The 24,242-nt window shown below is 33.9% G+C and carries 19 protein-coding genes and 1 other annotated feature; of the genes, 3 read left to right on the top strand and 16 right to left on the bottom strand.

Features of this window, described 5'->3' with window-relative positions; translation table 11 throughout:
• Positions 1-103: 103 nt before the first annotated feature.
• The 4 genes from AC07SW_RS10640 to AC07SW_RS10655 all read right to left on the bottom strand — a co-directional run bounded on the left by AC07SW_RS10640 (position 104) and on the right by AC07SW_RS10655 (position 6,863).
• Entirely contained in the window at positions 104-1,783 is a 1,680-nt protein-coding gene (locus tag AC07SW_RS10640) for a peptide ABC transporter substrate-binding protein (RefSeq protein ID WP_034570424.1), read from the bottom strand.
• 219 nt (positions 1,784-2,002) lie between these two features.
• Complete coding sequence (locus AC07SW_RS10645; protein ID WP_119907868.1) at positions 2,003-3,691, bottom strand: peptide ABC transporter substrate-binding protein; 1,689 nt, start codon at positions 3,689-3,691, stop codon at positions 2,003-2,005.
• Between the two features lie 411 nt (positions 3,692-4,102).
• Positions 4,103-6,109 (bottom strand): FtsX-like permease family protein, encoded by a 2,007-nt coding sequence (locus tag AC07SW_RS10650; RefSeq protein ID WP_311907242.1) that lies wholly within the window; start codon positions 6,107-6,109, stop codon positions 4,103-4,105.
• Complete coding sequence (locus tag AC07SW_RS10655) at positions 6,096-6,863, bottom strand: ABC transporter ATP-binding protein (protein WP_034570432.1); 768 nt, start codon at positions 6,861-6,863, stop codon at positions 6,096-6,098. Before AC07SW_RS10655 ends, AC07SW_RS10650 begins: the two co-directional genes overlap by 14 nt.
• 216 nt (positions 6,864-7,079) lie before the next feature.
• Here AC07SW_RS10655 and AC07SW_RS10660 point away from each other — a divergent pair, with 216 nt between their 5' ends.
• Together AC07SW_RS10660 and AC07SW_RS10665 are read left to right on the top strand one after the other, a co-directional pair.
• Positions 7,080-7,754: a response regulator transcription factor gene (locus AC07SW_RS10660; protein ID WP_034570435.1), complete on the top strand. Its 675-nt coding sequence runs from the start codon at positions 7,080-7,082 to the stop codon at positions 7,752-7,754.
• 12 nt (positions 7,755-7,766) lie between these two features.
• Positions 7,767-8,816: a sensor histidine kinase gene (locus AC07SW_RS10665; RefSeq protein ID WP_135023266.1), complete on the top strand. Its 1,050-nt coding sequence runs from the start codon at positions 7,767-7,769 to the stop codon at positions 8,814-8,816.
• 55 nt (positions 8,817-8,871) lie between these two features.
• On the opposite strand, the gene nrdG is transcribed toward AC07SW_RS10665, so the two are convergent.
• From nrdG to AC07SW_RS10685, 4 genes are all read right to left on the bottom strand, one after another.
• Positions 8,872-9,435: an anaerobic ribonucleoside-triphosphate reductase activating protein gene (gene nrdG, locus AC07SW_RS10670; protein ID WP_494632851.1), complete on the bottom strand. Its 564-nt coding sequence runs from the start codon at positions 9,433-9,435 to the stop codon at positions 8,872-8,874.
• A gap of 60 nt (positions 9,436-9,495) precedes the next feature.
• Positions 9,496-11,688, bottom strand: a complete 2,193-nt coding sequence (gene nrdD, locus AC07SW_RS10675; RefSeq protein WP_135023269.1) for an anaerobic ribonucleoside-triphosphate reductase — start codon at positions 11,686-11,688, stop codon at positions 9,496-9,498.
• Between the two features lie 329 nt (positions 11,689-12,017).
• Positions 12,018-13,796 (bottom strand): ABC transporter ATP-binding protein, encoded by a 1,779-nt coding sequence (locus tag AC07SW_RS10680; RefSeq protein WP_463684938.1) that lies wholly within the window; start codon positions 13,794-13,796, stop codon positions 12,018-12,020.
• Positions 13,786-15,528: an ABC transporter ATP-binding protein gene (locus AC07SW_RS10685; protein WP_135023271.1), complete on the bottom strand. Its 1,743-nt coding sequence runs from the start codon at positions 15,526-15,528 to the stop codon at positions 13,786-13,788. The genes AC07SW_RS10680 and AC07SW_RS10685 overlap by 11 nt, the downstream gene beginning before the upstream one ends.
• Positions 15,529-15,631: 103 nt before the next feature.
• On the opposite strand from AC07SW_RS10685, the gene AC07SW_RS10690 reads away from it, so the two are divergent.
• Positions 15,632-16,375 carry a MerR family transcriptional regulator gene (locus tag AC07SW_RS10690; protein ID WP_494632852.1) on the top strand — a complete coding sequence of 248 codons (744 nt, stop codon included), beginning with the start codon at positions 15,632-15,634 and terminating at the stop codon, positions 16,373-16,375.
• Here AC07SW_RS10690 and AC07SW_RS10695 read toward each other — a convergent pair.
• The 8 genes from AC07SW_RS10695 to thrS all read right to left on the bottom strand — a co-directional run bounded on the left by AC07SW_RS10695 (position 16,277) and on the right by thrS (position 23,987).
• Positions 16,277-17,512, bottom strand: coding sequence for an alpha/beta hydrolase family protein (locus tag AC07SW_RS10695; protein WP_167736708.1), 1,236 nt, complete (start codon positions 17,510-17,512; stop codon positions 16,277-16,279). The two genes, AC07SW_RS10690 and AC07SW_RS10695, sit on opposite strands and share 99 nt — an antisense overlap.
• 65 nt (positions 17,513-17,577) lie before the next feature.
• On the bottom strand, positions 17,578-18,147 hold the full coding sequence (locus AC07SW_RS10700) for a GNAT family N-acetyltransferase (protein WP_494632853.1): 570 nt from the start codon (positions 18,145-18,147) through the stop codon (positions 17,578-17,580).
• Positions 18,144-18,866 carry a MerR family transcriptional regulator gene (locus AC07SW_RS10705; protein WP_494632854.1) on the bottom strand — a complete coding sequence of 241 codons (723 nt, stop codon included), beginning with the start codon at positions 18,864-18,866 and terminating at the stop codon, positions 18,144-18,146. Before AC07SW_RS10705 ends, AC07SW_RS10700 begins: the two co-directional genes overlap by 4 nt.
• Positions 18,867-19,131: 265 nt before the next feature.
• Positions 19,132-19,491, bottom strand: a complete 360-nt coding sequence (gene rplT, locus AC07SW_RS10710) for a 50S ribosomal protein L20 (protein ID WP_034570489.1) — start codon at positions 19,489-19,491, stop codon at positions 19,132-19,134.
• A gap of 118 nt (positions 19,492-19,609) precedes the next feature.
• Positions 19,610-19,810, bottom strand: coding sequence for a 50S ribosomal protein L35 (rpmI, locus tag AC07SW_RS10715; protein ID WP_034570492.1), 201 nt, complete (start codon positions 19,808-19,810; stop codon positions 19,610-19,612).
• Between the two features lie 30 nt (positions 19,811-19,840).
• Positions 19,841-20,362, bottom strand: coding sequence for a translation initiation factor IF-3 (gene infC, locus AC07SW_RS10720; protein ID WP_034570495.1), 522 nt, complete (start codon positions 20,360-20,362; stop codon positions 19,841-19,843).
• A gap of 28 nt (positions 20,363-20,390) precedes the next feature.
• Positions 20,391-20,527 (bottom strand) — a sequence feature (ribosomal protein L20 leader region).
• Between the two features lie 54 nt (positions 20,528-20,581).
• On the bottom strand, positions 20,582-21,934 hold the full coding sequence (locus tag AC07SW_RS10725; protein WP_494632855.1) for a polysaccharide deacetylase family protein: 1,353 nt from the start codon (positions 21,932-21,934) through the stop codon (positions 20,582-20,584).
• A 115-nt stretch (positions 21,935-22,049) separates the two neighbouring features.
• The gene (gene thrS / locus AC07SW_RS10730; RefSeq protein WP_494632856.1) at positions 22,050-23,987 is read right to left on the bottom strand and encodes a threonine--tRNA ligase; all 1,938 of its coding nucleotides are present in this window, start codon (positions 23,985-23,987) and stop codon (positions 22,050-22,052) included.
• Between the last annotated feature and the right edge of the window lie 255 nt (positions 23,988-24,242).

Consider the following 24,242-nt stretch of genomic DNA (forward strand, 5'->3'; position numbering starts at 1 on the left):
CACTTTTTATGAAAAAACTAAAACCATTCCTTTTTATAACAACATGAATTTTATAGCTAAAAAAAACTTGTACCCGTTAACGAGTACAAGTTTTTCCTCACAATTAATGGCTTGTTACATAAGCCCATTTGTATGAATATTCAGGACCTACTAATTGCATTCCCACATCTTTAACAAATGGTTTTTCTAAAACTGCATTGTAACGTTGATAAATAGGCCCAATTCCGGCTGTTTTCAACAGTTCTTTTTCAGCTTCGCGCATTTCATCCCAACGTTTTTCTGGGTCAGAAAGGCTCGTTGTTTTAACATTTTCCAACAATTCGTCGTACTTCGCATTTGAGAAATTTGAACGGTTATTGCTGTTATCTGTTGTAAATAAATCTAAGAAGCTAACAGGATCAGAGAAATCAGCACTCCAACCAGCTACTTGAATATCATAGTCCATTTTATTATTTAAATCGATACGAACTTTAAATGGAACATTTTTCAATTTCACTGTTAAGCCTGGTAAGTTTTCTTCTAATTGACCTTGCATAAACTCTAATGAACGTTTTGCATTTTCAGTATCGTCAGAAAGTAATTCTAACTCAACCTTATCAACTCCAAGTTCTTTCAAGCCTTTTTTCCATGCAGCGGCTGCTTCTTTTTTATTGTATTTCAATATGTTGCCATTTTCTTTACGGAAGTCTTTACCGTTTTTAGGATCTTTTGCTAAACCTTCTGGAACAAAACCATCAGCTGGAATTGAACCATTTTTTAAGATAGTATCTGAATAAGATTGTTTATCAAATGCCATTGAAATAGCTTTACGGATATTTTCATTGGCTAATGGAGTATCACTACCATTACGTTTTTGATTGTATTTAAAGTAGAACACAGATGAAGTTGGAATGTTTTTCAAATCAGGATCGCCTTCTTTAGTTTGAACATACTCCCCTGTTAATTTCATCATATCGATATCATCTGAATCATATAAATTCAACGCAGTTGACATTTCTTTTACGACGTCTACTTTGATCGTATCTAGTTTCACTTCTTTTTTATCCCAATAAGTGTCGTTCTTTTTGTAAACCCAGCTTAAACCAGTTCCGTCCCATTCGGTTAATTGGAAAGGCCCATTATAAACTAATTTTTCACTGTTTTTAGCAAATGAATCGCCTTGCTCAGTCACATATTTCTCATTTTGTGGCATAAACATGGTTAAACATAATAAATCTTTAAAGTAAGGAACTTCTGCTGCTAATTTTACTTCAAAGGTTTTATCATCAAGCGCTTTGACACCTAAATCTGTTGCTGGTTTTTCACCTTTTGTAATTTCAGTAGCATTTTCAACAATTCCTGACATCATGTAAGAAAATTGTGCTGCTGTATTAGGATCTACCACACGTCTCCATGCAAACACAAAATCATTTGCTGTTACAGGATCGCCATTTGACCAATTTGCATCGTCTCTGATTTTAAAGGTATAGGTTAAACCATCTTCGCTAATTTGTGGTTCTTCTTTTGCCATTCCTAAAACAATGTTATTTTTCAAATCTTTACGATAAAGTCCTTCAAACACATTGTTCATAACGGTTGAACCTACCGCATCTGTGTTCATTACAGAATCCATTGTTGGAATTTCTGCTGTTTCAATTAAATTTAATTCTTGTTTTTTTGCCATCTTGCCGCTATCGTTTGATGCGTTATCACTTTTATCAGAACTTCCTCCACCACATGCTGCCAAAATGACAGTTGAAGCTAGAGCAACTCCTAAAATCCCCATTACTTTACCTTTTTTCATTTCTAGACCTCCAATTTCAACCTTATTAAGTTAAGATTAAATTTTTATAAGCTAACAAAACCGATTTTATCATCTTATTATAAGGCTAGCAATTGTTACATGCTTGTTTCTAATTAAGCTCTCATCCCTGTTAATCAAACCTTAATTAATGAAGAATGTAATGTTTGAAAATCAAAAAAAAGCAAGTGAGATTGAATTCTCACTTGCTTCTTAGATTTCTTAATGACTTTCAACGTATGCCCATTTGTAAGTGTAATCAGCTCCAACTAAGTGAACTCCGATATCTTTAACATATGGTTTTTGTAATACTGAATTGTAACGTTGATAAATTGGTGCAATACCTGCAGTATCCATCAAGATTTTTTCAGCTTTTAACATTTCATCCCAACGTTTTTCTGGGTCAGAAAGACTTGTTGTTTGGATTTTTTCAAGTAATGCATCGTATTCTGCATTTGAGAAACCTGATTTGTTATTTCCGTTTTCTGTTTGGAATAACTCAAGGAAGTTGATTGGATCGGCGAAATCTGCACCCCAACCTGCTACTTGGATGTCATAGTCTTGTTTGTCATTTAAGTCAAGACGAACCTTAAATGGAACATTTTTTAATTTGATTTTTAGGTTAGGAAGGTTGGCTTCCATTTGACCTTGCATAAACTCTGAGGATTTTTTCGCATTTTCAGTATCATCTGAAAGAATTTCAAGCTCTAATTTGTCTACGCCAAGTTCTTTCAAACCTTTTGCCCAATACTCTTTTGCTTGTTTTTTATTGTATTCTAGCAAGTTGCCATTTTCTTTACGGAAATCTTTGTCATTCTTAGGATCTTTTGCAAGTCCTTCTGGAACCATTCCGTTAGCTGGAACTGAACCATTTTGTAAAACAGTATCCGCATATGCTTTCTTGTCATAAGACATTGCAATCGCTTTACGGATGTTTTCATTTGCTAAAGGTGTTTCTTTATCCGAACGTTTTTGGTTGAATTTAAACCAGAACACAGATGAAGTTGGAAGTTTCTTTAAATCTGCATCATCTTGTCTTTGTTGTGCGTAATCGCCAGACAGAAGCATTCTATCAATAGAATCATTGTCATATAAATTCAATGCAGTTGACGTTTCTTTTACAACGTCGACATTGATTGAATCTAGCTTAACAGCTTTTTTGTCCCAATAAGTGTCATTCTTTTTGTATACCCAGTTTAAACCAGTTCCATCCCATTTTGTTAATGTAAATGGACCATTATAAACAAGATTGTCACTATTTTTAGCATAAGATTCGCCTTTTTCTTTAGCAAACTTCTCGTTTTGTGGGTAATACATTGATAATCCTAACAAGCCTTTGAAGTATGGTACTTCTGAAGCTAGTTTTACTTCTAATGTTTTATCGTCAATTGCCTTAACGCCTAAATCAGTTGCTGGTTTTTCACCTGCAATAATCTCTGTTGCATTTGCAATTACGCCATCCATCATGTAGCTATATGGTGCTGCTGTTGCAGGATCAACAAGACGTTGCCACGCATAAACGAAGTCACCTGAAGTTACAGGATCACCGTTTGACCAGTTTGCATCTTCTCTAATTTTAAAGGTATAAGTTAGGCCGTCTTCACTCACTTTAGGCTCTTCTGCAGCCATTGCTAACTCATTATTATTTTTAAGATCTTGGCGATACAGTCCTTCAAAAACGTTGTTCATTACAACAGAACCAACCGCATCTGTATTCATTACTGTATCCATTGTAGGAATTTCAGCACTTTCAATTAAATTCAAAGTTTGTTTATCAGCCACTTTTGATGACCCTTTATCAGAGGAAGATTTGCTTCCACTATCTGAACTACTTCCACCGCCACAGGCTGCTAAAACTAATGTTGATGTTAAAGCAATTCCTAATAGACCTACTACATTTCTTTTTTTCATATTCATTCCTCCGATTTGTAATACTTTAAATAACAAATTAACTTCTTGTCACTATATTATCATCTTAATTTAATATTATCAACATTTAAATTTAAATTATCTGAATTTTTCGATTCAATGTATGCGTTCACTTCAAGCTTAAAGCTTATAAATGACTTAATTAATAGCGTTTTTCACTTTATTTTATTTTTTTAACTAAATTAATTTAACCTAACATTTAAAAAAATGAGAATTTGAAGTGACAATTATAACTGAATCAAACTAGAGCCTTTCTTCCTTTTTTAAAGCTTTAACACTGAAACTAACTACTTTTCATTTGATTTATTTAATAACAAAAATATTATGTCTTTTTATTCTTTTTTACATAAAAAAAGAGGATAGAATTGAAATTTCTACCCTCCTTTTCTATCTTTATAGTTTAGCGGTCATTCGTCTATTAACAATTCGATTGTAAGCTCTGGCAGTGAATAGATAAAAAATAAAGTAAATAAAGATAAAACTCCCACAAATTAGCAGTGTATATATCCAGTTGTTATTTAAGATAATTGACATCATTTTAATTGCAAAATAGGTGTGAATACTCGCAATTACAATTGGTAATAAAAATACAAATGCTGTTTGTTTGTAAATCGATTGTTTAATTTCTTGATACGTAACACCAATTTTTTTCAAAATCAGGTAGTTTTCTATTTCTTCTTCCGCCTCTGCTAATTGCTTTAACATAATGATGCTTCCTGTAGCAATCATAAAAACAAGGCCTAAAAACACGGAAATATACATCATAAAGCCCATTGAAGCGTTTAAGTCCTGTTCTACCCAATATTTGGAACTATATAAAGTCCTTGGTTGTTGATAAATATTATTATCTTTTACTGGTAAAAAGACCATTTTTTCATCATTTAATTTTTTATCCATTTCAGTTGCTAATTTGCCACTCTCTTTATAGTTCTCAATGTTGATACCTGTTTTTTGATAAGTAGTAATCGGTTCTATTACTTGTTTGAAAACGTCATCTTTGATTACTAAAATATCACCACTTGTTGCAAATTGATTGTAAGGAATGTTCCCTCTAATTTCTTGAACTTCTAGTGATTTTCCGAGTTGCTTAATGGCAATCTCGGTTCCTATTGGATCGTTAAACAGTGCTGGAAAATAATCTCTTATTAAATAAACAACACTTTGATTGTTCTTTAATTCGATTGGTTTTCCATAGTTTGATTTTTTTACAGTTTGATTATAATCAGATTCTTTCATTAAATTAAAATATTCTGTCACTTTTTTATGATTTATAAAATGAATATAAGTTCCTTCTATTACCTTATAAGTTGAAGTAACAGAATCTTTAATTGGAAATTCAGGGTATTTCTTTAATGTTTCTTTGAAGGTTTGGTTGATTTTAGTATCGCTACTTTCATAATTAAAATCAAAACTAGCCGTTGCTGCAATTTGTCTGATAGAAAATGTATAGACTGCACCCGCTCCACCAACGGCGCTTAAAGTTACTGCACTTAAAATCGCAATGGTTGATAAACTAATCGCATTCTTTTTAAAACGGAAAAGAAGCTCACTTGTTGTAATTAAATTCATTCCTTTATAGTAAGTTCCACGATTTTTTTTGCGTAATCGAATCAAAAAGGCCAAAAAGCTATTAAAAAAAAGATAGGTTCCTAAAATTTCAAAAAACAAAATAATTAATAATAAAGCTAATAACCATTGAACACTCGAATTCTCAGCTAAACCGATAAAATCCCCAATGTTTAAGGCAATGTAATATCCTGCACCCATTAAAAGAATTCCTAATAATCCTAAAAAACTTGAGGAAACAGAATTTTTTGGCAAACGATTGCCTGAACCAGTAGCTTTAAATAAATCAACTAATTTATAGCGGTAAACAAGGGAAGCATTTTGTACGGATAGAAATAGAAAAATGAATAAAAAAACAAGCACTGTTTGATTGACTGCATGGAGCGATAACCTAAAATGTGCTACACCTTGAATGCGCATCGCACTTAAAAGAATCATTGCAAAGAGTTTTGAAAGCAACTGCCCTAGTAAAATTCCAATAAACAAAGCAATCATACCTAAAATTAAATTTTCTAAGAAAAAAAGAATGCCTAGCTCACTTTTTTTCATGCCTAAAATATTGTATAAGCCTATCTCTTTTTTTCTTTTTCGAATAAAAAAAGCATTTGCATAAAACATAAATAGCACAACAAAAGCAAGAATCAAAATACTGGTAGCTTGTAAAGTTGCTGAGATTTTCACACTTTCCTTGGTAATTTTAACCACATCGTCACTAAATGATAGAGAAATAAAGGTAAAATAAACCATAATTGAAAAGGACATAGACAGCATGTACACATAATAATCTCTAAACTGTGTTTTGACATTTTTCATTGCCAGTTTAATATAAGTCATGACTCACTCCTCCACCAATGGTTGCTTGCATGTCTATAATTTTTTGAAAAAATTCTTTTCTTGTTCCATTGCGAATAATTTCTGCAAATAAAACGCCATCTTTGATAAATAAAATTCGGTTGCAATAACTCGCTGAAAAGGCATCGTGGGTGACCATTAAAATTGTCGCATCCTCTTTCAAGTTAATTTCAGCCAAATATTGCAGCAATTCAGTAGCAGATTTTGAGTCTAGCGCTCCTGTTGGTTCGTCGGCAAAGATTAACTGAGGGTTCGTAATCATCGCCCTACCTGCTGAAATTCGTTGCTTTTGTCCAATCGAAATTTCGGAAGGGTATTTTTCCAGAATATCTGAAATCCCTAAAATATTGGCCACTCGAGCCAGTCGCTCTTCCATAAAATCAATTTTTTTGCGATCTAAAGCAAGTGGCAAAAGAATATTTTCCCCTGCATTTAATGAATTCAATAAGTTGAAATCCTGAAAAATAAAGCCTAATTCATGCCTTCTAAAATGACTTAGCTCGTTATCTTTCATTGACGTAATCTCTTTGCCTCCAATCTTTACTTGTCCATTGGTTGGCTTATCTATCGTTGACAAAATATTTAAAAGAGTCGTTTTGCCTGCACCACTTGGACCCATAATTCCAACAAACTCTCCTTTTTCAATTTCGAAGCTTATATTTTCAAGTGCTGTATATAATGTTCCTTTTTTTCCATATGTTTTTTTTAATTGATTCACTTCTAAAATTGGTCTCATCTAAACCACCCTCTTTTCTTCTATTCATCTATCAGTGTAGCAATTAAACTTTAGAATTTAAAGAGATTTTCCTTCTATATATACGAACAGTTTTGTCACGTGATTTTTAGCTTCTTAATATTTTACGAAGTTTCGGTAAAGATAGTTGCATGAATTGGGGAATTTGTTTAACATAAGTAATGATGGAATCCAATTATAGAAAAGAGGAATTGCCTAATGTTTAAAATTATGATTGTTGAAGATGACGAAACAATTCGTGACACGATTTCCGACACGTTACAAAAATGGAATTTCGAGACATTTACGACGACTGATTTTACTGAGACACTAAATAACTTTATTGCTGAAAAACCTCATTTAGTATTGCTTGATATCAACTTACCTGTCTACGACGGTTTTTATTGGTGTCAAAAAATTAGAGAGATTTCAAAAGCACCTATTTTATTTATTTCAAGTCGCAATACAAATATGGATATGGTCATGGCGATGAATATGGGAGGGGATGATTTTGTCAACAAACCTTTTTCTATTGAAGTGTTAACTGCAAAAATCAATGCAATTTTGCGAAGAACTTATAACTATGCAGATCAGGCCATTGATGCTATTCAACACAATAATGTGATTTTAAATTTAAAAGATGGATCTGCAACTGTTGGCGAACAGCATATCGACTTAAGTAAAAATGAATACAAATTGCTTCATCTATTAATGAAAAATCATGGGAAAATTATTAGTCGTGAAAAACTCTTACGTGGCCTTTGGGATGATGAACGTTATGTCGATGACAATACCCTGACGGTAAATATTAATCGTTTAAGGAAAAAAATCGAACAAGCTGGTGCTGTTGGCTATATTGAAACAAAAGTTGGTCAAGGTTATATTATTCCCTAAAGGAGCTTATCTATGAATGGTTTAAAATTTATTAAAGATCAGTGGATTTTGATTGGCTTTTGGATTGTGTGTTTGATTATTTTGAATCTTATTCTATTTCTTGATCCCAACCAAACCTTTGATCTTGGCAATGTTGTTTATGTTACGTTGCTCTTAACGGTTTTCTTTCTATTTTTATTGCTTGGGCTCTACATTTACCATTCAAAATGGTACCAAGAAATCGAAGAACGCCAAGATGCAGGAGAAGATGGCCTCTTAACTCCACTTGATGCTGCTTTAAACGAAGAACAGCGTTTTATCCAAAGTTATATCAATGATCTTTTGATTTTACATCAAAAGCAATTAGGAACGCTTGCTCAAAATCAACAAGAGCAAAAAGATTTTATTGACAGCTGGGTTCATGAAATCAAAGTCCCTTTAGCTGGAACAAAATTGATTATTGAATCGCTAGAAGATCAACTTCCTGAAAAAAAATTCTATCAATTAGAAGATGAACTGAAAAAAATGAACCACTATGTGGAACAAGTTTTATATTATTCACGCTTAGATTCATTTTCACGAGACTATTTGATTCAAGAATATTCCCTAAGGACTATTGTTAATGGCATTATTAAAAACAATGCTCCTTACTTTATCCAAAAACAGCTCACTTTTGATTTTACTGGTGAGGATCAAAAAATTCTAACGGATGAAAAATGGCTGAGCTTTATTTTGGAGCAATTGCTTTCAAATGCGTTAAAGTATACTTTACCTGGTGGGAAAATTACTTTTGCTATTCGTAAAAACCATTTAGGCGTGTGGCTTGATTTAACAGATACAGGGATTGGGATTCCCTTAGAAGATCAGCGACGTATTTTTGATAAGGGTTTTACTGGTCATAATGGGCGAAATGATAAAAACCACCATTCAACAGGGCTAGGCTTGTATTTAGCGAAAAACCTTGGGGAAAAACTTGGCCACCAAATTATCGTTGAATCTAAAGTGAACGAAGGCACTACTTTTAAAATTTTATTTCCTTTTTTAACTTACTTTAATGAAGATAAGGATAAAGTTTTTTTGTGAAACATAAACAAATAAAAACAGCTAATCTTAAGATTAGCTGTTTTTATTTGTTGTTTTATAAATCAATTCCTTTTTCCCATAACACCACTTGGCCTTTAGTAAGAGAACTAGGTACATCGATGATTCGCTGATTGGAACTTCCTCTAAACTGGAGGCTTAGGTCTTTTTTGCTTAATTCAAAACGTCCATCTACCACAATATCTATCAAACTTAGCAATTCTAATTTGTCCGCAGTTTCCATCATTAGTTCGTCCCATGTATAGCCAGTCCACGACCAAATGTCTTTTGTTGAACCAAATTCTGCTCGAATTCGTTTGGCTAGTTGAATTGTAACACCAGTATTTAAAAAAGGTTCTCCACCAAGTAGCGTTAACCCTTGAACGTAAGGTTTTGCTAAGTCCTCGATAATACGATTTTCTAATTCTTTTGTGTAAGGAGTTCCATATTGAAAGGATTGAGAGACTTTGTTATAACAGCCTTCACAAGCAAATAAACAGCCGCTTACATATAGGCTACAACGTACGCCTTCCCCGTCTACAAAATTAAAAGGCTTGTAATCGGCAATATGGTGTTTTGTCAATTGCGTCGATTGCCATTCTTGCGGTTTAGGATTTTTCATTTGTCTCACCATTCTTTCGAAAAAAACTGCCAAAAATTTTTTTGGCAGCACTTTATTTAGTTACTTCATATGTTTAACACGAGAGGAAATTTCTTTGTGACGACCATGTACCATCGGACGCGCCTGAGGATTACCTAGATAACCACAAGTTCTTTTCACTACATCACACGTCTTAGGATCATGATTGCCGCATTGTGGACATTCAAATCCTCGCTCAGTTGGCTCGAAGTCTCCTTCAAAATCACATTCATAACAGTGGTCAATCGGAGTATTGGTGCCTAAATAACCGATTTTATCGTAGGCGAAATCCCATACTGCCTCTAATGCTTTTGGATTTTGTCGCATATTAGGATATTCACAATAATGGATAAAACCACCACTTGCATATTTTGGATAGTCTTTTTCAAATTCAAGCTTTTCAAAAGGAGTTGGATTTTTACGCACATCATAATGGTAACTGTTTGTGTAGTATTCTTTGTCTGTAATATTCTCAACTTGTCCAAATTTTTCAGTATCTAAACGACAGAAGCGATCTGTCAAACTTTCACTTGGTGTACCATAGACACTAAAGTGATAATCGTATTCATCTGACCAAGCATCCGTATGTTTTTTCAAGGTTTTTAGAACGTCTAACGTAAATTGTTTTGCTGCTGGGTCTTTTTCCCATTCTCCTCCAAAAAAGGCTGTCGCTGCTTCATACAAGCCAATATAGCCTAGCGATACTGTTGCACGACGATTTTTAAATAATTCGTCTACTGATTGATCTTTTGTTAAGCGATTGCCAAATGCTCCATGCATGTATAAAATAGGCGCATTGCTTGGTGTTGCTTCCTTCACTCGTTCGACGCGGTAAACCAATCCGTCTTTACAAATGGCTAGACGTTCTTCTAAAATTGACCAGAATTTTTCTTGATTGCCGTCTGCTTCCATGGCAATTCGTGGGATGTTTAACGTCAGCACGCCTAAGTTCATCCGTCCAGAACTCACGTCGTTGCCTTCTTCATCTTTCCAGCCTTGTAAAAAGGAGCGACAACCCATTGGCGTTTTGAAGCTACCGGTTAATTCTACTAATTTATCGTACATTAAGACATCTGGGTACATCCGTTTTGTTGCACATTCTAAGGCGATTTGTTTCATATCATAGTTTGGATCTTGTTCTTCTAAGTTTACGCCACGTTTTAAGGTGAAAATTAATTTAGGGAAAATCGCTGTACGTTGTTCTTTGCCTATTCCTTTAATTCGTACTTTTAAAATTGCTTGTTGAATTTCTCGTTCAATCCAGTTTGTACCTAAACCAAAACCTAATGAGGTGAAGGGCGTTTGTCCTTGTGAAGAATACAATGTATTGATTTCATATTCTAAGCTTTGCATCGCATCATAAATGTCTTTTTCTGTTTTTTCTTTTGCAAAGGCAAGTTGTTTTTCTTCTCCTTCAATCCATTCTTTAGCAGTTGCTAAGTGCTTGTCGTAGTTTAATTGTGCAAAGGGAGCTAGCACTTCATCAATTCGGTCAGCACTACACCCGCCGTATTGGCTAGAGGCAACATTTGCGATAATTTGTGCCATTTGTGCCGCAGCTGTTTGAATGGACTTAGGACTTTCAACTTCCGCATTTCCAATTTTAAAGCCTTCTGTTAGCATGCCTTTAAAGTCGATCAAGCAACAGTTTGTCATCGGAGAATATGGTTGGTAATCTAAGTCATGGTAATGAATATCTCCTTTTTGATGTGCGTTTGCTACGTGTGGTGGCAACATTTTTAATCCCATTGATTTCCCGACAATTCCTGCTGTTAAATCCCGTTGTGTGTTAAAAACTTCACTATCTTTATTAGCATTTTCATTCACAACAGAGCGATCTTTATTGATTAATTTTTCAATCGTAAAGTTGATATCCGTTGCTTTTGTTCGTTCAAAATCTCGATTTGCTCGGTAATTGATATAATGTTCTGCTAAGGCTACTTTTTTTTCTGCGATTAAAATATGCTCGACAATATTTTGAATTTCATAAATTTTAATATCCTTTTGGAAACGATCTGTGATTTCTTGATCAATTTTATAGACAATTTCTTGAATCTCAGACTTTACTTCTGGTGTTATTTTTCCATTTAACTGTGCTTCTGCCTTCATTAAGGCATCGTAAATTTTTTGGTCGTCAAATGGTACTAACCGACTATCTCTTTTAATCACAAAGACGTTTAGTTTTTTACTTTTAAAGTTAGCTGTACTATCTTCAGCCTGTTCAACATTTATCATTTACACGTCACTCCTTTTGTTCTCTACCTCATTTATTCTATCTCATTCTAATTTATTTTACAATCAATATCTTGTGTATTAGAAAATTATTTTATCCATTGACACTATATGTAGTATGTGTTAGTTTCCATTAAAAATTCATTTAAAGCATAAAATTCGTGTTCATCATCTTTTCACTAAAATAGAGAAAAAAGCTTACTGATTAAAGAACGGCTGTAAACCGTCAAATTCAGCTATTTATTTATTTCACAATCTTTTTGAAGTTTTTTCTGTTTTTTCTTTTATAAACAAAAAAGAGAATGAATTAAAATTCTCTTTTTTGACGAGTATTATGAAAATTGACTGTTATACAAATCTGAATAGAAAGAATCTTGATTAAGCAATTCTAAATGAGTACCTTGTTCAATAATTGTTCCTTCTTTCATTACTAAGATCAAATCTGCGGATTGAATCGTCGACAAGCGATGAGCAATGACAAAGCTTGTTCTCCCCTTCATTACGTGATTCATTGCTTTTTGAATTTCAATTTCTGTTCGGGTATCAACACTTGAGGTTGCTTCATCTAATATCACAATTGCTGGATTGGCTAAAATAATGCGAGCAATCGTTAATAACTGTTGTTGACCTTGGGAAATCATGTTTTCTTCACTGGAAATAATGGTGTCGTAGCCATCTGGTAAGGTTTGGATAAAATGATGACACTGCGCAATTTTAGCCGCTTCTATTATTTCATTACGAGTCGCATCTCTTTTTCCATAAGCCAAATTTTCAGCAATTGTCCCTTCAAATAACCAGGTGTCTTGTAAGACCATTCCAAACATACTTCTTAAATGGCTTCTTGATAAGTTGGTGATGGGTTCACCATCGAAGGTAATCTCACCTCCATTTAGTTCATAAAAACGTAATAGCAAATTGACCAAAGTGGTTTTTCCAGCTCCTGTTGGCCCCACAATAGCAACCGTCCCATGAGCTTTTGCTACAAAATCAACATCCTCCATGAGCATTTTCTTAGAATCATAGCCAAACTGAACATGGTTGAAGGCTATCTCTCCTTGTGGATTTTTTAATTCAACGACGGTTTTAGCCTCTTCCATTTCTTCTTTTGCATCCAGTATTTCAAAAATACGCTCCATTGAAGCCATCGCGCTTTGGATTGAATTTATAACATAAGAAGATTGTGTTAGTGGCTCCGATATTTGATTGACGTATTGTAGATAGGCTTGAATCGTTCCTAAGCTCATAGCTCCTGATAACACTAATTTCGCTCCAAAAATTGCACTTACAACAAAAGCTAGCTGGTTTAAAAAACGAATCAGGGGATAGATACCAAAATTAACAAATTGAGCTTTCTTAAAGGCTTTAGTTTGTTTTAGATTGATTTCGTTGAAAGTTTGAATTGCCGCTTTTTGTTGATTAAACGATTTCACAATCATAGTACCAGTATAGGACTCTTCTGCAAAATTCGTTAAGTGTCCTAATTCACTATAGCTTTTTTCAGCAAACTCTTTATTTTTTGCTGCAATCCACTTCGTTACAAAAAAGTTCATTCCCATGATTCCCAAGACGGCAACAGTTAATGCTGGACTGATATAAAATAACATCAATACACCAAAGAAAATAGTTGCAATTGAGGACATCATTTGATTAATACCCGTTAATAAAACATTGGCAACTTTGTTTAAATCTGTTGTGGAACGGCTTAGGATATCCCCTACTTGATGAGTATCAAAGAATTCCATCGGCAATTTTGTGTATTTTGTTGTTAACTGTTTCCTTAAATTTAATGTTATTTTTTCACTTGCTTTTGCCATTGTTTTTTCCTGAGTGTATGAAAAGAAAAAGGTGATCAGTTCAAAACTGATCATCATTAAAATCAATGGGCTTAGTATTTCATGAGTCTGGCGAATTGTCACACCACGCAGTCCTACTTCTTGAATCATATGAAGCAAGCGATCAATTCCGATTCCCATAATAAAGGGAATACTAGTCATTAATAAATTAGAAATTAAACTGGAAAAAGCCATTAAAATAAAAGCTTTTTTTTCAGTCATTAAAATCTTAAAGAAACGCCAAAAACTTCTATCTAGATAAACCTTTTTATTCATCATCTTGTGTCTCCTTACTTGCACTTTGTGAGGCAACGAATTCTTGGTAAATCAGATTGGTTTCAAGGAGTTCTGTATGAGTGCCTTTTCCAACCATCACCCCTTCATCTAACACAAGAATTTGATCTGCGTCTTTGATTGTACTAATCCGTTGCGCTACAATGATTACTGCTTTATTTTTTAGTTCCTCTTTCAATGCTTGTCTTAGTCTGCTATCTGTTTTAAAATCGAGGGCACTAAAGCTATCGTCAAAAACATAAACATCTGCTTGCTTAGCTAATGCACGAGCAATGGCCAAACGTTGCTTTTGTCCACCTGAAAAATTACTCCCACCTTGTGCAACTTTTGATTGTATTCCTTTTTCCAGTGAATGGATAAAGGAGTCAGATTGAGCAATTTTAATAATATGCTCCAATTCGTCTGAACTAATTGTTTGATTGCCTGTTTTTAAATTTTCTTCAATTGTTCCACTAAATAAATATGCTTTTTGTGGAACATAACTAATTTTTTTGCGTAAATCAAATTGAGAAAGGTCATTAATTGCCAGTCCATTTAACAGAATTTCTCCTGAGGTTATTTCGCTAAAGCGTAATAATACTTTAGCAATCGTACTTTTTCCAGAACCCGTCCCACCAACGATAGCGGTCACTTCTCCTCGCTTAGCAACAAAACTAATATTTTGTAATACTGGTTCTGCTGCATGTTGATAAGAAAAGGTGACATTCTTAAAGGCTACAACTTCTTTTTGATTCTTTTGACTGTCTGCATTTACAATTGCGACGTCTTTAACTTCTGGTTCTTTAGTTAATAATTCTTGAATTCGGTAAACCGACGCCATCCCTTTTGGAATCGTTACTATCACCATGGCTGCCATTACAAGGTAAGCTAAGGTAATAATAGTATACTCGGCGACTGCTGTAATACTGCCAATTTGGAGTTTTCCAAGTGCAACTTCATTTCCTCCAATCCATAAAATTCCTGCTAGAGAAGATCCCATCAAAAAAAGAACAGTTGGAGTCAACCAAGCAAAGACTTGGTTTAACTTAATGGTATTGTCTGCATATTCCTTGAAAGTTTGGTCGGTCCGTTTTTTTTCATATTCTTGATTGCCAAAGGCACGAATAACACTGATACCCATAAAAAACTCTCTGAAAACTCGGGTTACTTGATCCATTTTCATTTGAACACTTCTTGAATAAGGGTTGCTTTTTTTCATTAAAATAAAAACAACCATTAAGAAAATAAGCATTGAAAGAATTGGAACAATCGTTAATTTTGGTGAAAGCGAATATGTCATATAAATTGCGACGATAGAAATGATTGGGCCTGGCAAAATCATTTGTAAGAATAAAATCATCACCTGTTGGATATTGTCCACATCATTACTCGTTCGGTTGACCAGTGACGCAACACCAAATTCTTCTGTATCTTTTAAGGACAGTTTTTGTACTTTTCTAAAAAAAAGATTTCTAATTTGATAACCAAATGAAGCTGCCATTTGAGCCGATAAATAGCTTCCTATGATTGCTGATATAGCGGCAAAAAAAGCCACACCTACCATTTGCAACCCGATTTCATAGACTAGTGTAGGATCACCACTAGCAATACCTTCATCAATTAATTTAGCAACTAAAAGTGGAACTCCTAGTGTTCCTAAAATTTGAAACAAAAGTGCAACAACTGTTGCACTACTTAATCTTTTATTTTTTTTGAAAAAATCAATCACTAATTTCATAACTTTACCAACTTTCTGTTATTTCTACTTAGCTTAGTATAAAGGTTAAAGTAACTTTAATGTCAATGGAGTTTCTATTATAATTGAAAAAAGAGGTGTGGAAATGGAAGAACATTATTCAATTAAAGAAATATCAGATTTATTTAATATTCCAAAATCTACTTTGCGTTATTGGGATGCAGAAAATTTGATTCAGATTGAACGCAATCCAGAAAATGGGTATCGCATTTATACGGAAACACAATTAATTGAACTAACCGATATTCAATTTTATCGAAGTTTAAATGTTCCCATTCAACAATTAAAAAAAATAACTACTTTTGATGCGGCTTCATTATCCGATGTTCTTATAGAAACTGAGTTGAGCGTAACAAATGAAATTGAACGGTTAAAGAATGTTCAATTAGGCATTCGTACTCGTCATAAAAAGATAGAGTTGGTTAAGTATTTGCAAAAGCAACTTTATCAGGATAGTCAGCCAGATTTTGATTTTATGATTCATCTAGATATTACAGATAAGGAAAGTGTGACTACGTACTTAGCAGACCCCTCAAGCTTTCTTTTAAAAATAAATTCATCTTCAAGCAGTGAAATTGAATATGGTTTAGCCTCTACCAATCAAAAAAATCAAGAAGTTCTGTGGCAGAATTCTAAAGAAAACAAATGCTTTAAAGAATGCCTGTTAAAGGTTTCAATTGAGGAACCAGCTATTCACAACCTACAAGAGCATCTTGACGCATTAACAAGCTTAGGCTACAAGACAGGACTTACTGTAGCAAGGTATCTTGTTAGCTTTGCTGAGGAGGAACGGTTTGATTATTATCATGCTTGGATTGAAGTTCGTTGATTTATATATAAAAAAAGAGAATCTTTTAAGATTCTCTTTTTTTATGATTATTTGTTTAAAGCGTCTTTTGCTAGGCCCGTTTACATTTAACCTATCATTATTAGTAGTATGATTTAAAAATCTTGTATTAAACAGCACTGGAATTATATTTTTTTTCGATGCTATCTCTTTGAGTGCTTTAAAGTAATCTGGTGCAAAAATTTTTCTAGGATTAAAAATGGTTTCCACAACTGTCATCCTACTATCTTTTTGATGTCTTGGTTTTAACATTCTATGTGTCGCATTTGAAATTGGATAGACTGTTAAATACTCTTTGTTTATGTGATCTCTATAAATTTTTTCTGTTTCTTTCGTATCAACATTAAGATCATGGTCACCTATTACTAAATAATAAGGTTTACTAATTTGTTCAAGCTCTGAAGTATTATCTAAGTCCATATTTTTACGAATAAAATCCCATCTGTCTTTTTCTAAAACATCTTTTTCTAAATTACTATCCAGGTACCCTTGATAATCATTTTCTTTTAAATAGTCATTTACTTTAGTTTCTATCAATAATTTTTCATCAATTTTCTTTTTAGAATAACCTTCATATTCCATATCACTAATTGTATTAAACTTCCCCTGTCTCATCCAATTTACCGCTGGGGCAACGCCAATTGCAAATTTCACATCTTTATTTTCATTTAATAGTTTTGTTATAACCCAACCTCCTTGACTGGCTCCCCAAACACCAACTTTCCTTAAATCAAGATCAAATTTTTCAAGTGCCCACTTCAATATTTTTTCCGCTTCTTGTTTTCGATCAACCATATCCTGTTCCATCCAATTTCCCGTGGAACCCCCAACGCCTGCTTTATCCCAACTAATGGATATATAATTTTCTTTTGCAAGAGTTTCCCATGCTGGATAATACCCTTCATCACCATTCTTATTAGTTGGTCCATCGCCATGTATAAATAAAATTAAACCGGGTTTTTCTCTCTTCTTTTTTGGCTGAGCATATTCAACTGCTATACTTTCTTTTCCGATATTAACGGTTTCATCTTTAACAATCATATCAAATTCATTATTATAAACGATAATACTTATTAAACTAATAAGTATTGCAATCACTGAAACCGTCGCTTTCTTCATTTTATTCATACCTCATTTATTATTAATTTTTTCTAAAAATAAAGATGCCTACCTCAAAAACTTCTTCAACTCAACACTTTCTTCATTTTATACCATTTTCGTTCACCAATAAAATATTCTGTAAAGAACGAATGTAATTGGCTATCAATTTTAAATCCTTGATGTTCATATAGCTTTATAGCTCTACTATTTTCAGTTGAAACAAACAATGTAATGCAATTCATTTTATTTAAATTCAATGTGAATTTTTCAATATAGTGTAAACACATTTTCCCAATCCCTTTACCTTGAAAATTATCATCAATCACAAGAAATGATAGATAACACTCCTTTTTTGCAACTTTAACACTTAGTAATTTTAGCCCGATATGCCAACGCCAGTCAGAAAAATTCCGAATTCTAATAAGCTTCCTTTTCTTTTTGGAAAACTCTCCATTAATAGCAAAAATACCTGCTAAATGCTCATTATAAATAACTCGATAACAGACTTCTGTTAGACTAGTGCTGTTATATAATCTAATAAATTCTTCAAAAGAATAGACCTTTAGCAACCTCTGCCATTTCGATTTAAATCCTTTGAATAAAAGAGTTAAATCTTGTTCAGTCAAACTGTTTATTTTTTCTATCACTATCATTTTTTCTCTCCCAAGACTTTGATAGTGATTCGATTTCCATTTGTTAAAAAACGTTCGCTATCTTCAATCGCAATTAGAGGGAACCCGTGATTTAATAGTGCATGTTCTATTTCTTTATCTACTTCTTTTTCACTGCCTATTTCAATTAATTGAAAATAATACTTTCCTGAACTAATACTAAAGTGTGTTCCTTTGGCTTCTTCAATGCATATATCATAAAAGGTTTCATGGATAATGTAATATATTTTTTCCATAAAAAGTCCCGAACTCAATTTGATTTCAGCTAAGTCAGAGATGCCAAAACTTTCTGATAGTGGCATACGCTTGAGTAAAGTCAACTTAATGGCGTAACTAATTGAGTACATTTCTTCTTTCGCTTTTGAACTAATTTCAATTTGTTCATCAACCATCTTACTTATCTTCTCTAAACGTAGTTTTTCTTCTTTAATTTTTTCTTTTTTTTCTAACAGTACATTTGTATAATCCCTTCTTGATCCCTCTTCAATAAGTAGTTTAATACTCGCCAAACTTAATCCTAATTCTCTTAAAAATAATATAAAAGATAGCTGATACGCTTCCGATAACCCATATTTTCTATACCCATTTTCACTTATTTCAGATGGTTGCAATAGACCTTTTTCTTCATAGTGTCGAATCGTGTGCTGATTTATTTTAAATACTTTTGCCAACTCTGAAATCGTCATTAATTTCTCTGACATTCCCTCACCTCATCCCTATTATAAACCTTAGGGTAACCCAAAGGTCAAGGATTTCTTTTTTTCAAAAGAACAATCATCATCAGCACCACTTCTATTGATTGATAAGCAAAAATATAGCATATTCAAAGCTATATTAGATTATTTTTATACTTAAGTACCAGAGGAAATAGATATAGAAAATGCAAAGACCTTTGGAACTTTCATGAAGAAAATCAATCGTCATAGTAAAAAAAAAGCCCCACTCAAATGAGCGGGACTAACTATATTATTTGTTTAAAGCGTCTTTTGCTTGGTCAGCAAGAGCAGTAAATGCTGCTGCATCATGAACAGCGATATCAGCTAACATTTTACGGTTAATGTCGATACCAGCAACTTTTAAACCGTGCATCAATACACTGTAGCTCATGTTGTTCATGCGAGCTGCTGCGTTGATACGAGCGATCCATAATTTACGGAAATCACGTTTCTTTTGACGACGATCTCTGTATGCATATTGATAAGATTTCATCACTTGTTGATTTGCTACTTTAAATAATTTGCTTTTTGCTCCGTAATAACCTTTTGATAATTTTAAAATCTTTTTACGGCGTTTACGGGTAACTGTCCCACCTTTAACACGTGGCATAGTAATTTCCTCCTTATAAGAAATTTTCTATTATTTAGAAAATTCTTTTCACTAATTTTTTAATCGTTGTGTTTTTCATCTAAGTACGGATTACGCAATGCAATCGTCTAGTTGAAAATTATTTCATTTGTGATAATTGTTGACGAATGCGTTTGTAATCACCAGCTGAAACCATTGAAGCTTTACGTAATTTACGTTTTTGCTTTTGTGATTTGTTAGCAAACATATGGCTTGTAAAAGCGCTATGACGTTTTAGTCCGCCATTACCTGTTCTTTTGAAACGTTTAGCAGAACCGCGGTGTGTTTTTTGTTTTGGCATTAGTGTTTCCTCCTTAAAAATACATCGATCTTACTTATCATTCTTTGGTGCTAAGACCAAGAACATACTACGTCCATCCATTTTTGCTTTTGATTCTACTGTTGAAATATCAGCAGTTTCTTCAGCTAAACGGTTTAAAACTTTTTGGCCAATCTCTTTATGAGTAATGGCACGGCCTTTAAATCGGATCGAAGCTTTCACTTTGTCACCTTTTTCAAGGAATTTGCGAGCATTACGTAATTTAGTGTTAAAGTCATTGACATCAATTGTCGGACTTAAACGCACTTCTTTTACGTTAATGATTTTTTGGTTTTTACGGGCTTCACGTTCTTTCTTTTGTTGTTCAAAACGGAATTTACCGTAATCCATGACACGAGCAACTGGCGGTTTTGCCGTTGGTGCTACTAATACTAGGTCAAGATTAGCTTGTTCAGCAAGTTTAAGAGCTTCGCTTTTTGTTTTAACACCAAGCTGTTCTCCATCGTCGCCTATTAAGCGTAACTCACGAGCACGAATGCCGTCATTTACCATCATATCTTTTGCTATGGTCATTCACCTCCATCAAATTCGCGAGAATGTACAGCAGAAAAATAGACGAGTTCTATATGAACCCGCCTATAAATATCCGAACTTGCATTACGCAAGATATCATCTTTTATATCTAGCCCAGCGACATTTGTCTACTAAGGCGAGAAGCGGGTGCTTCTGCTTTGTTTTCTCAACTTTTATAGTATACCTTTTTTTTAGAAATATGTCAACTCTTTTTAGGAATCAATCGTTGTAATAAGCTTTCCCAGGTATCATTGGCGTTCCAAATAATTCACTAATGGTAACAAATTGATAGCCTTGCTCTTTTAACTCTTTTAAAATTTGCTCCAGTCCATCAGCCGTTGTCGGATGAATATCATGCATTAACACGATTGAACCGTTTTTTACATGGCTCATTACTTCTTTGTGTACGGCTACCCCATTTTTGGTTTTCCAGTCTAGCGAATCTACTGACCATTGAATGACTGGCATACCAATGATTGGGCTCAATTCTTTCGTAATGGCTCCATACGGTGGTCGGACTAACTGAACATCGTAACCAGATGCTTGTTTAACGGCTTGATTGGTTTGCTGAATTTGACTAAGTGCACCGTCTTTTTTTAATTTCGTTAAGTCAGCATGATTCCAACTATGGTTGCCAATTTCATTGCCATTTCCAATTTCCTGCTGGATTAAGCCTGGATTGGCTATGGCATTTTTCCCTAATACAAAGAAAGTCGCTTTAGCATTGTATTTTTTCAAGAGTTCTAATACACGTGGCGTTACTGATGGGCTTGGTCCATCGTCAAAAGTTAATGCAACTACTTTCCCACTGACTTTTGCAATCGGATTTTTTGCTTGGTGGCGCCTTACTTCTTCTTGAATCCGTTTTTGTTCTGCTATTTTTTCTTGCTGAATTTCATCTGCCACTTGTTGATTTAATTGTAAGGATAAGTAATCTGGTTTAATGACTCTTTTTAACTCTGCTTTTGGAACTTGAATAGTCGTATCTTTTAGCTCAAATTCAAATAGGTCATCTGACATACTATAATGATTTAATGTGGGCTTAATTTGATCGGTTACTTGTTGGATTATCTCTTGTTTTTGCTCTGTTGAATAGACTTGCATCTCGTTTATTTTTTTTATTATGTCTTGTTTTAAGGACTCTACTCCATCGTTAGCATCCGTAAAAATTGATTGTAGTTCCAACTCTGTTCCTTCTTTAGTAGTGATGGTATTCATTTCTGTTCTTTTTTTAAAAGCTACTGAATACGGATTTAAAGTTGGCTCAATTTCCGTAATACGATAGGATAAACTTGCAGTTCCTTGTTGAATTTTTTTAATATTTAAAAAATAACTACAGGGTTCTCTTAAGTAATCTTTTAAATGAGGAATTTTTTTTTGTTCCTCAACTTTTCTATCCATGTACTTATTTAATTGTTGTTGTTCTAGTTGATTTACATTTTTTGTTTCAAAAAAGCGCATGCCTTCATTGGGATAATCAATTTTTTGACTCGCATTTCCAATCAAAGAAAATCCATATAGACCACTTGCTACGATTAAACCAACACCTACTAGTTTCTCATAAATTCCCATTTTTCCCACTCCAAATCAAAAATTCCTATACAATCATTAATTTTATCATACAAAAAAATTATTTTATACAAAAAAGGGGTTATAAAATTCTTAAGAATTTTATAACCCCTTTTTATTATTTACTATAGTTCGTTACTTCTGCAACCATAACATCTACAAACATATTTAGTGCCATATCTGTTGTTTCTTTTTCACCATACTTACGAACAGCAACTGTTGCTTCTTTTACTTCATTATCCCCAACAACTAATTGATACGGAACTTTTTGAGTTTGTGAAGCACGAATTTTATAGCCCATTTTTTCGTTGCGATCATCCACTTCAACACGCATACCTGCAGCTGTCAAGCGTTCTTTGATTTCGAAAGCATAATCTGAGTGCATATCCATATTAACTGGAATAATTGTAGCTTGAACAGGTGCTAACCAAGTTGGAAAGGCGCCTTTGTATACTTCAGTCAAGTAGGCAACAAAACGTTCCATTGTAGACACGATACCACGATGAATAACAACAGGACGGTGATTATTTTCGCCATCGTCTCCAACATAAGTTAAATCAAAACGCTCTGGTAATAGGAAATCTAATTGAATTGTTGACAATGTTTCTTCAATTCCCATTGCTGTTTTCACTTGAACGTCTAGTTTAGGACCATAAAAGGCTGCTTCTCCTTCTGCTTCAAAGTATTCTAATTCCATTTCATCCATGGCAGCTTTTAACATGATTTGAGCTTTTTCCCACATTGCATCGTCATCAAAGTATTTGTCTGTATTTTTTGGATCACGATAGCTTAAACGGAAACGGTAATCTGTAATATCAAAGTCTTCATATACTGCCACCATTAACTCTAATGTGCGTTTAAATTCGTCTTTGATTTGATCTGGACGAACAAATGTATGGCCATCATTAAGAGTCATCTCACGAACACGTTGTAGCCCTGATAATGCGCCACTCTTTTCATAACGGTGCATCATGCCTAATTCTGCGATACGGATTGGCAATTCACGGTAACTATGAACATCATTTTTATAAACCATCATATGATGAGGACAGTTCATTGGACGTAACACTAGCATTTCGCCGTCTCCCATATCCATTGGTGGGAACATGTCTTCATGGTAATGATCCCAGTGACCAGATGTTTTATAAAGGTCAACATTTGCCATAATTGGAGTGTAAACGTGTTGGTAGCCTAAACTGATTTCTTTATCAGTGATGTAACGTTCGATAGTGCGACGAATTGTCGCTCCTTTTGGCAACCAGAATGGCAATCCTGATCCAACTTCTGGAGAAATCATAAATAGATCTAGTTCTTTACCTAGTTTACGATGGTCGCGTTCTTTTGCTTCTTCACGCATTTTGATAAATTCTTTTAATTCTTTTTTATCAAAAAAGGCTGTTCCATAAATACGTTGCATCATCTTGTTGTTTGAATCACCTCTCCAGTATGCTCCTGCAAGAGATAATAATTTAAATACTTGAATACGGCCTGTTGAAGGAACGTGGACCCCACGACATAAATCAACAAAATCGCCTTGATCGTAGACCGTAATTGTTTCATCTGCTGGCAATGCTGTAATCAATTCTACTTTATAAGGATCTTCCCTAAATAAGTCTAGCGCTTCTTCACGAGTCACTTCTTTGCGAACAATCGGATTATTTTCTTTCACGATTTTCATCATTTCAGCTTCGATTTTTGGTAAATCTTCTTCTGTGATAGGTGTTTCAGTATCAGTATCGTAATAAAATCCACTTTCAATTGCTGGACCTACACCAAAATGAATATCTGGATATAAACGACGCAACGCATTTGCCATTAAATGAGCAGAAGAATGACGAATGATTTGTAAGGCATCTTCGTGATCGGGTGTAATAATTTCTAAGCTTCCATCTACTTCAAGTGGACGAACTAAATCGACTAATTCTCCGTTGAATTTTCCGGCTAAAGCTTTTTTTGCTAAACTATTGCTGATACTTTTCGCAATATCTAACGTTGACGAACCTGCTGCAACTTCTTTAATTGCGCCATCTGGTAATGTAATCTTGATTTCTGACATATTGCTTCCTCCAATGTAGTTAATTTTTAAATCAATCTTTTGCTAAATAAAAAAAGCCCCTTTTACAACAAATAGCAATACTCGTTGTAAAAGGGACGATCTAGTCGTGGTTCCACCCAATTTTAGAGTCCTAAAATAGACTCTTTCTCTTAGGCTTGATAACGTTAGCGAAACGGCCAAACTGCTAGTTCATAAATGGTTCACAGTGGCACTTGAAAGTGGTCAAAACAAGTTCTTGTTTAGAAAGTTCTCAGC

It is taken from the genome of Carnobacterium sp. GW821-FHT04C06, assembly GCF_059420345.1.

Coding starts and splice junctions, on each gene's coding strand:
- infC (WP_034570495.1), bottom strand. CDS start 20,362: ATGACCATAGCAAAAGATATGATGGTAAATGACGGCATTCGTGCTCGT.
- AC07SW_RS10695 (WP_167736708.1), bottom strand. CDS start 17,512: ATGAAGAAAGCGACGGTTTCAGTGATTGCAATACTTATTAGTTTAATA.
- rpmI (WP_034570492.1), bottom strand. CDS start 19,810: ATGCCAAAACAAAAAACACACCGCGGTTCTGCTAAACGTTTCAAAAGA.
- AC07SW_RS10680 (WP_463684938.1), bottom strand. CDS start 13,796: ATGATGAATAAAAAGGTTTATCTAGATAGAAGTTTTTGGCGTTTCTTT.
- AC07SW_RS10700 (WP_494632853.1), bottom strand. CDS start 18,147: ATGATAGTGATAGAAAAAATAAACAGTTTGACTGAACAAGATTTAACT.
- AC07SW_RS10665 (WP_135023266.1), top strand. CDS start 7,767: ATGAATGGTTTAAAATTTATTAAAGATCAGTGGATTTTGATTGGCTTT.
- rplT (WP_034570489.1), bottom strand. CDS start 19,491: ATGCCACGTGTTAAAGGTGGGACAGTTACCCGTAAACGCCGTAAAAAG.
- AC07SW_RS10685 (WP_135023271.1), bottom strand. CDS start 15,528: ATGAAATTAGTGATTGATTTTTTCAAAAAAAATAAAAGATTAAGTAGT.
- AC07SW_RS10690 (WP_494632852.1), top strand. CDS start 15,632: ATGGAAGAACATTATTCAATTAAAGAAATATCAGATTTATTTAATATT.
- AC07SW_RS10650 (WP_311907242.1), bottom strand. CDS start 6,109: ATGACTTATATTAAACTGGCAATGAAAAATGTCAAAACACAGTTTAGA.
- AC07SW_RS10640 (WP_034570424.1), bottom strand. CDS start 1,783: ATGAAAAAAGGTAAAGTAATGGGGATTTTAGGAGTTGCTCTAGCTTCA.
- AC07SW_RS10725 (WP_494632855.1), bottom strand. CDS start 21,934: ATGGGAATTTATGAGAAACTAGTAGGTGTTGGTTTAATCGTAGCAAGT.
- nrdD (WP_135023269.1), bottom strand. CDS start 11,688: ATGATAAATGTTGAACAGGCTGAAGATAGTACAGCTAACTTTAAAAGT.
- AC07SW_RS10645 (WP_119907868.1), bottom strand. CDS start 3,691: ATGAAAAAAAGAAATGTAGTAGGTCTATTAGGAATTGCTTTAACATCA.
- AC07SW_RS10660 (WP_034570435.1), top strand. CDS start 7,080: ATGTTTAAAATTATGATTGTTGAAGATGACGAAACAATTCGTGACACG.
- AC07SW_RS10705 (WP_494632854.1), bottom strand. CDS start 18,866: ATGTCAGAGAAATTAATGACGATTTCAGAGTTGGCAAAAGTATTTAAA.
- nrdG (WP_494632851.1), bottom strand. CDS start 9,435: ATGAAAAATCCTAAACCGCAAGAATGGCAATCGACGCAATTGACAAAA.
- thrS (WP_494632856.1), bottom strand. CDS start 23,987: ATGTCAGAAATCAAGATTACATTACCAGATGGCGCAATTAAAGAAGTT.
- AC07SW_RS10655 (WP_034570432.1), bottom strand. CDS start 6,863: ATGAGACCAATTTTAGAAGTGAATCAATTAAAAAAAACATATGGAAAA.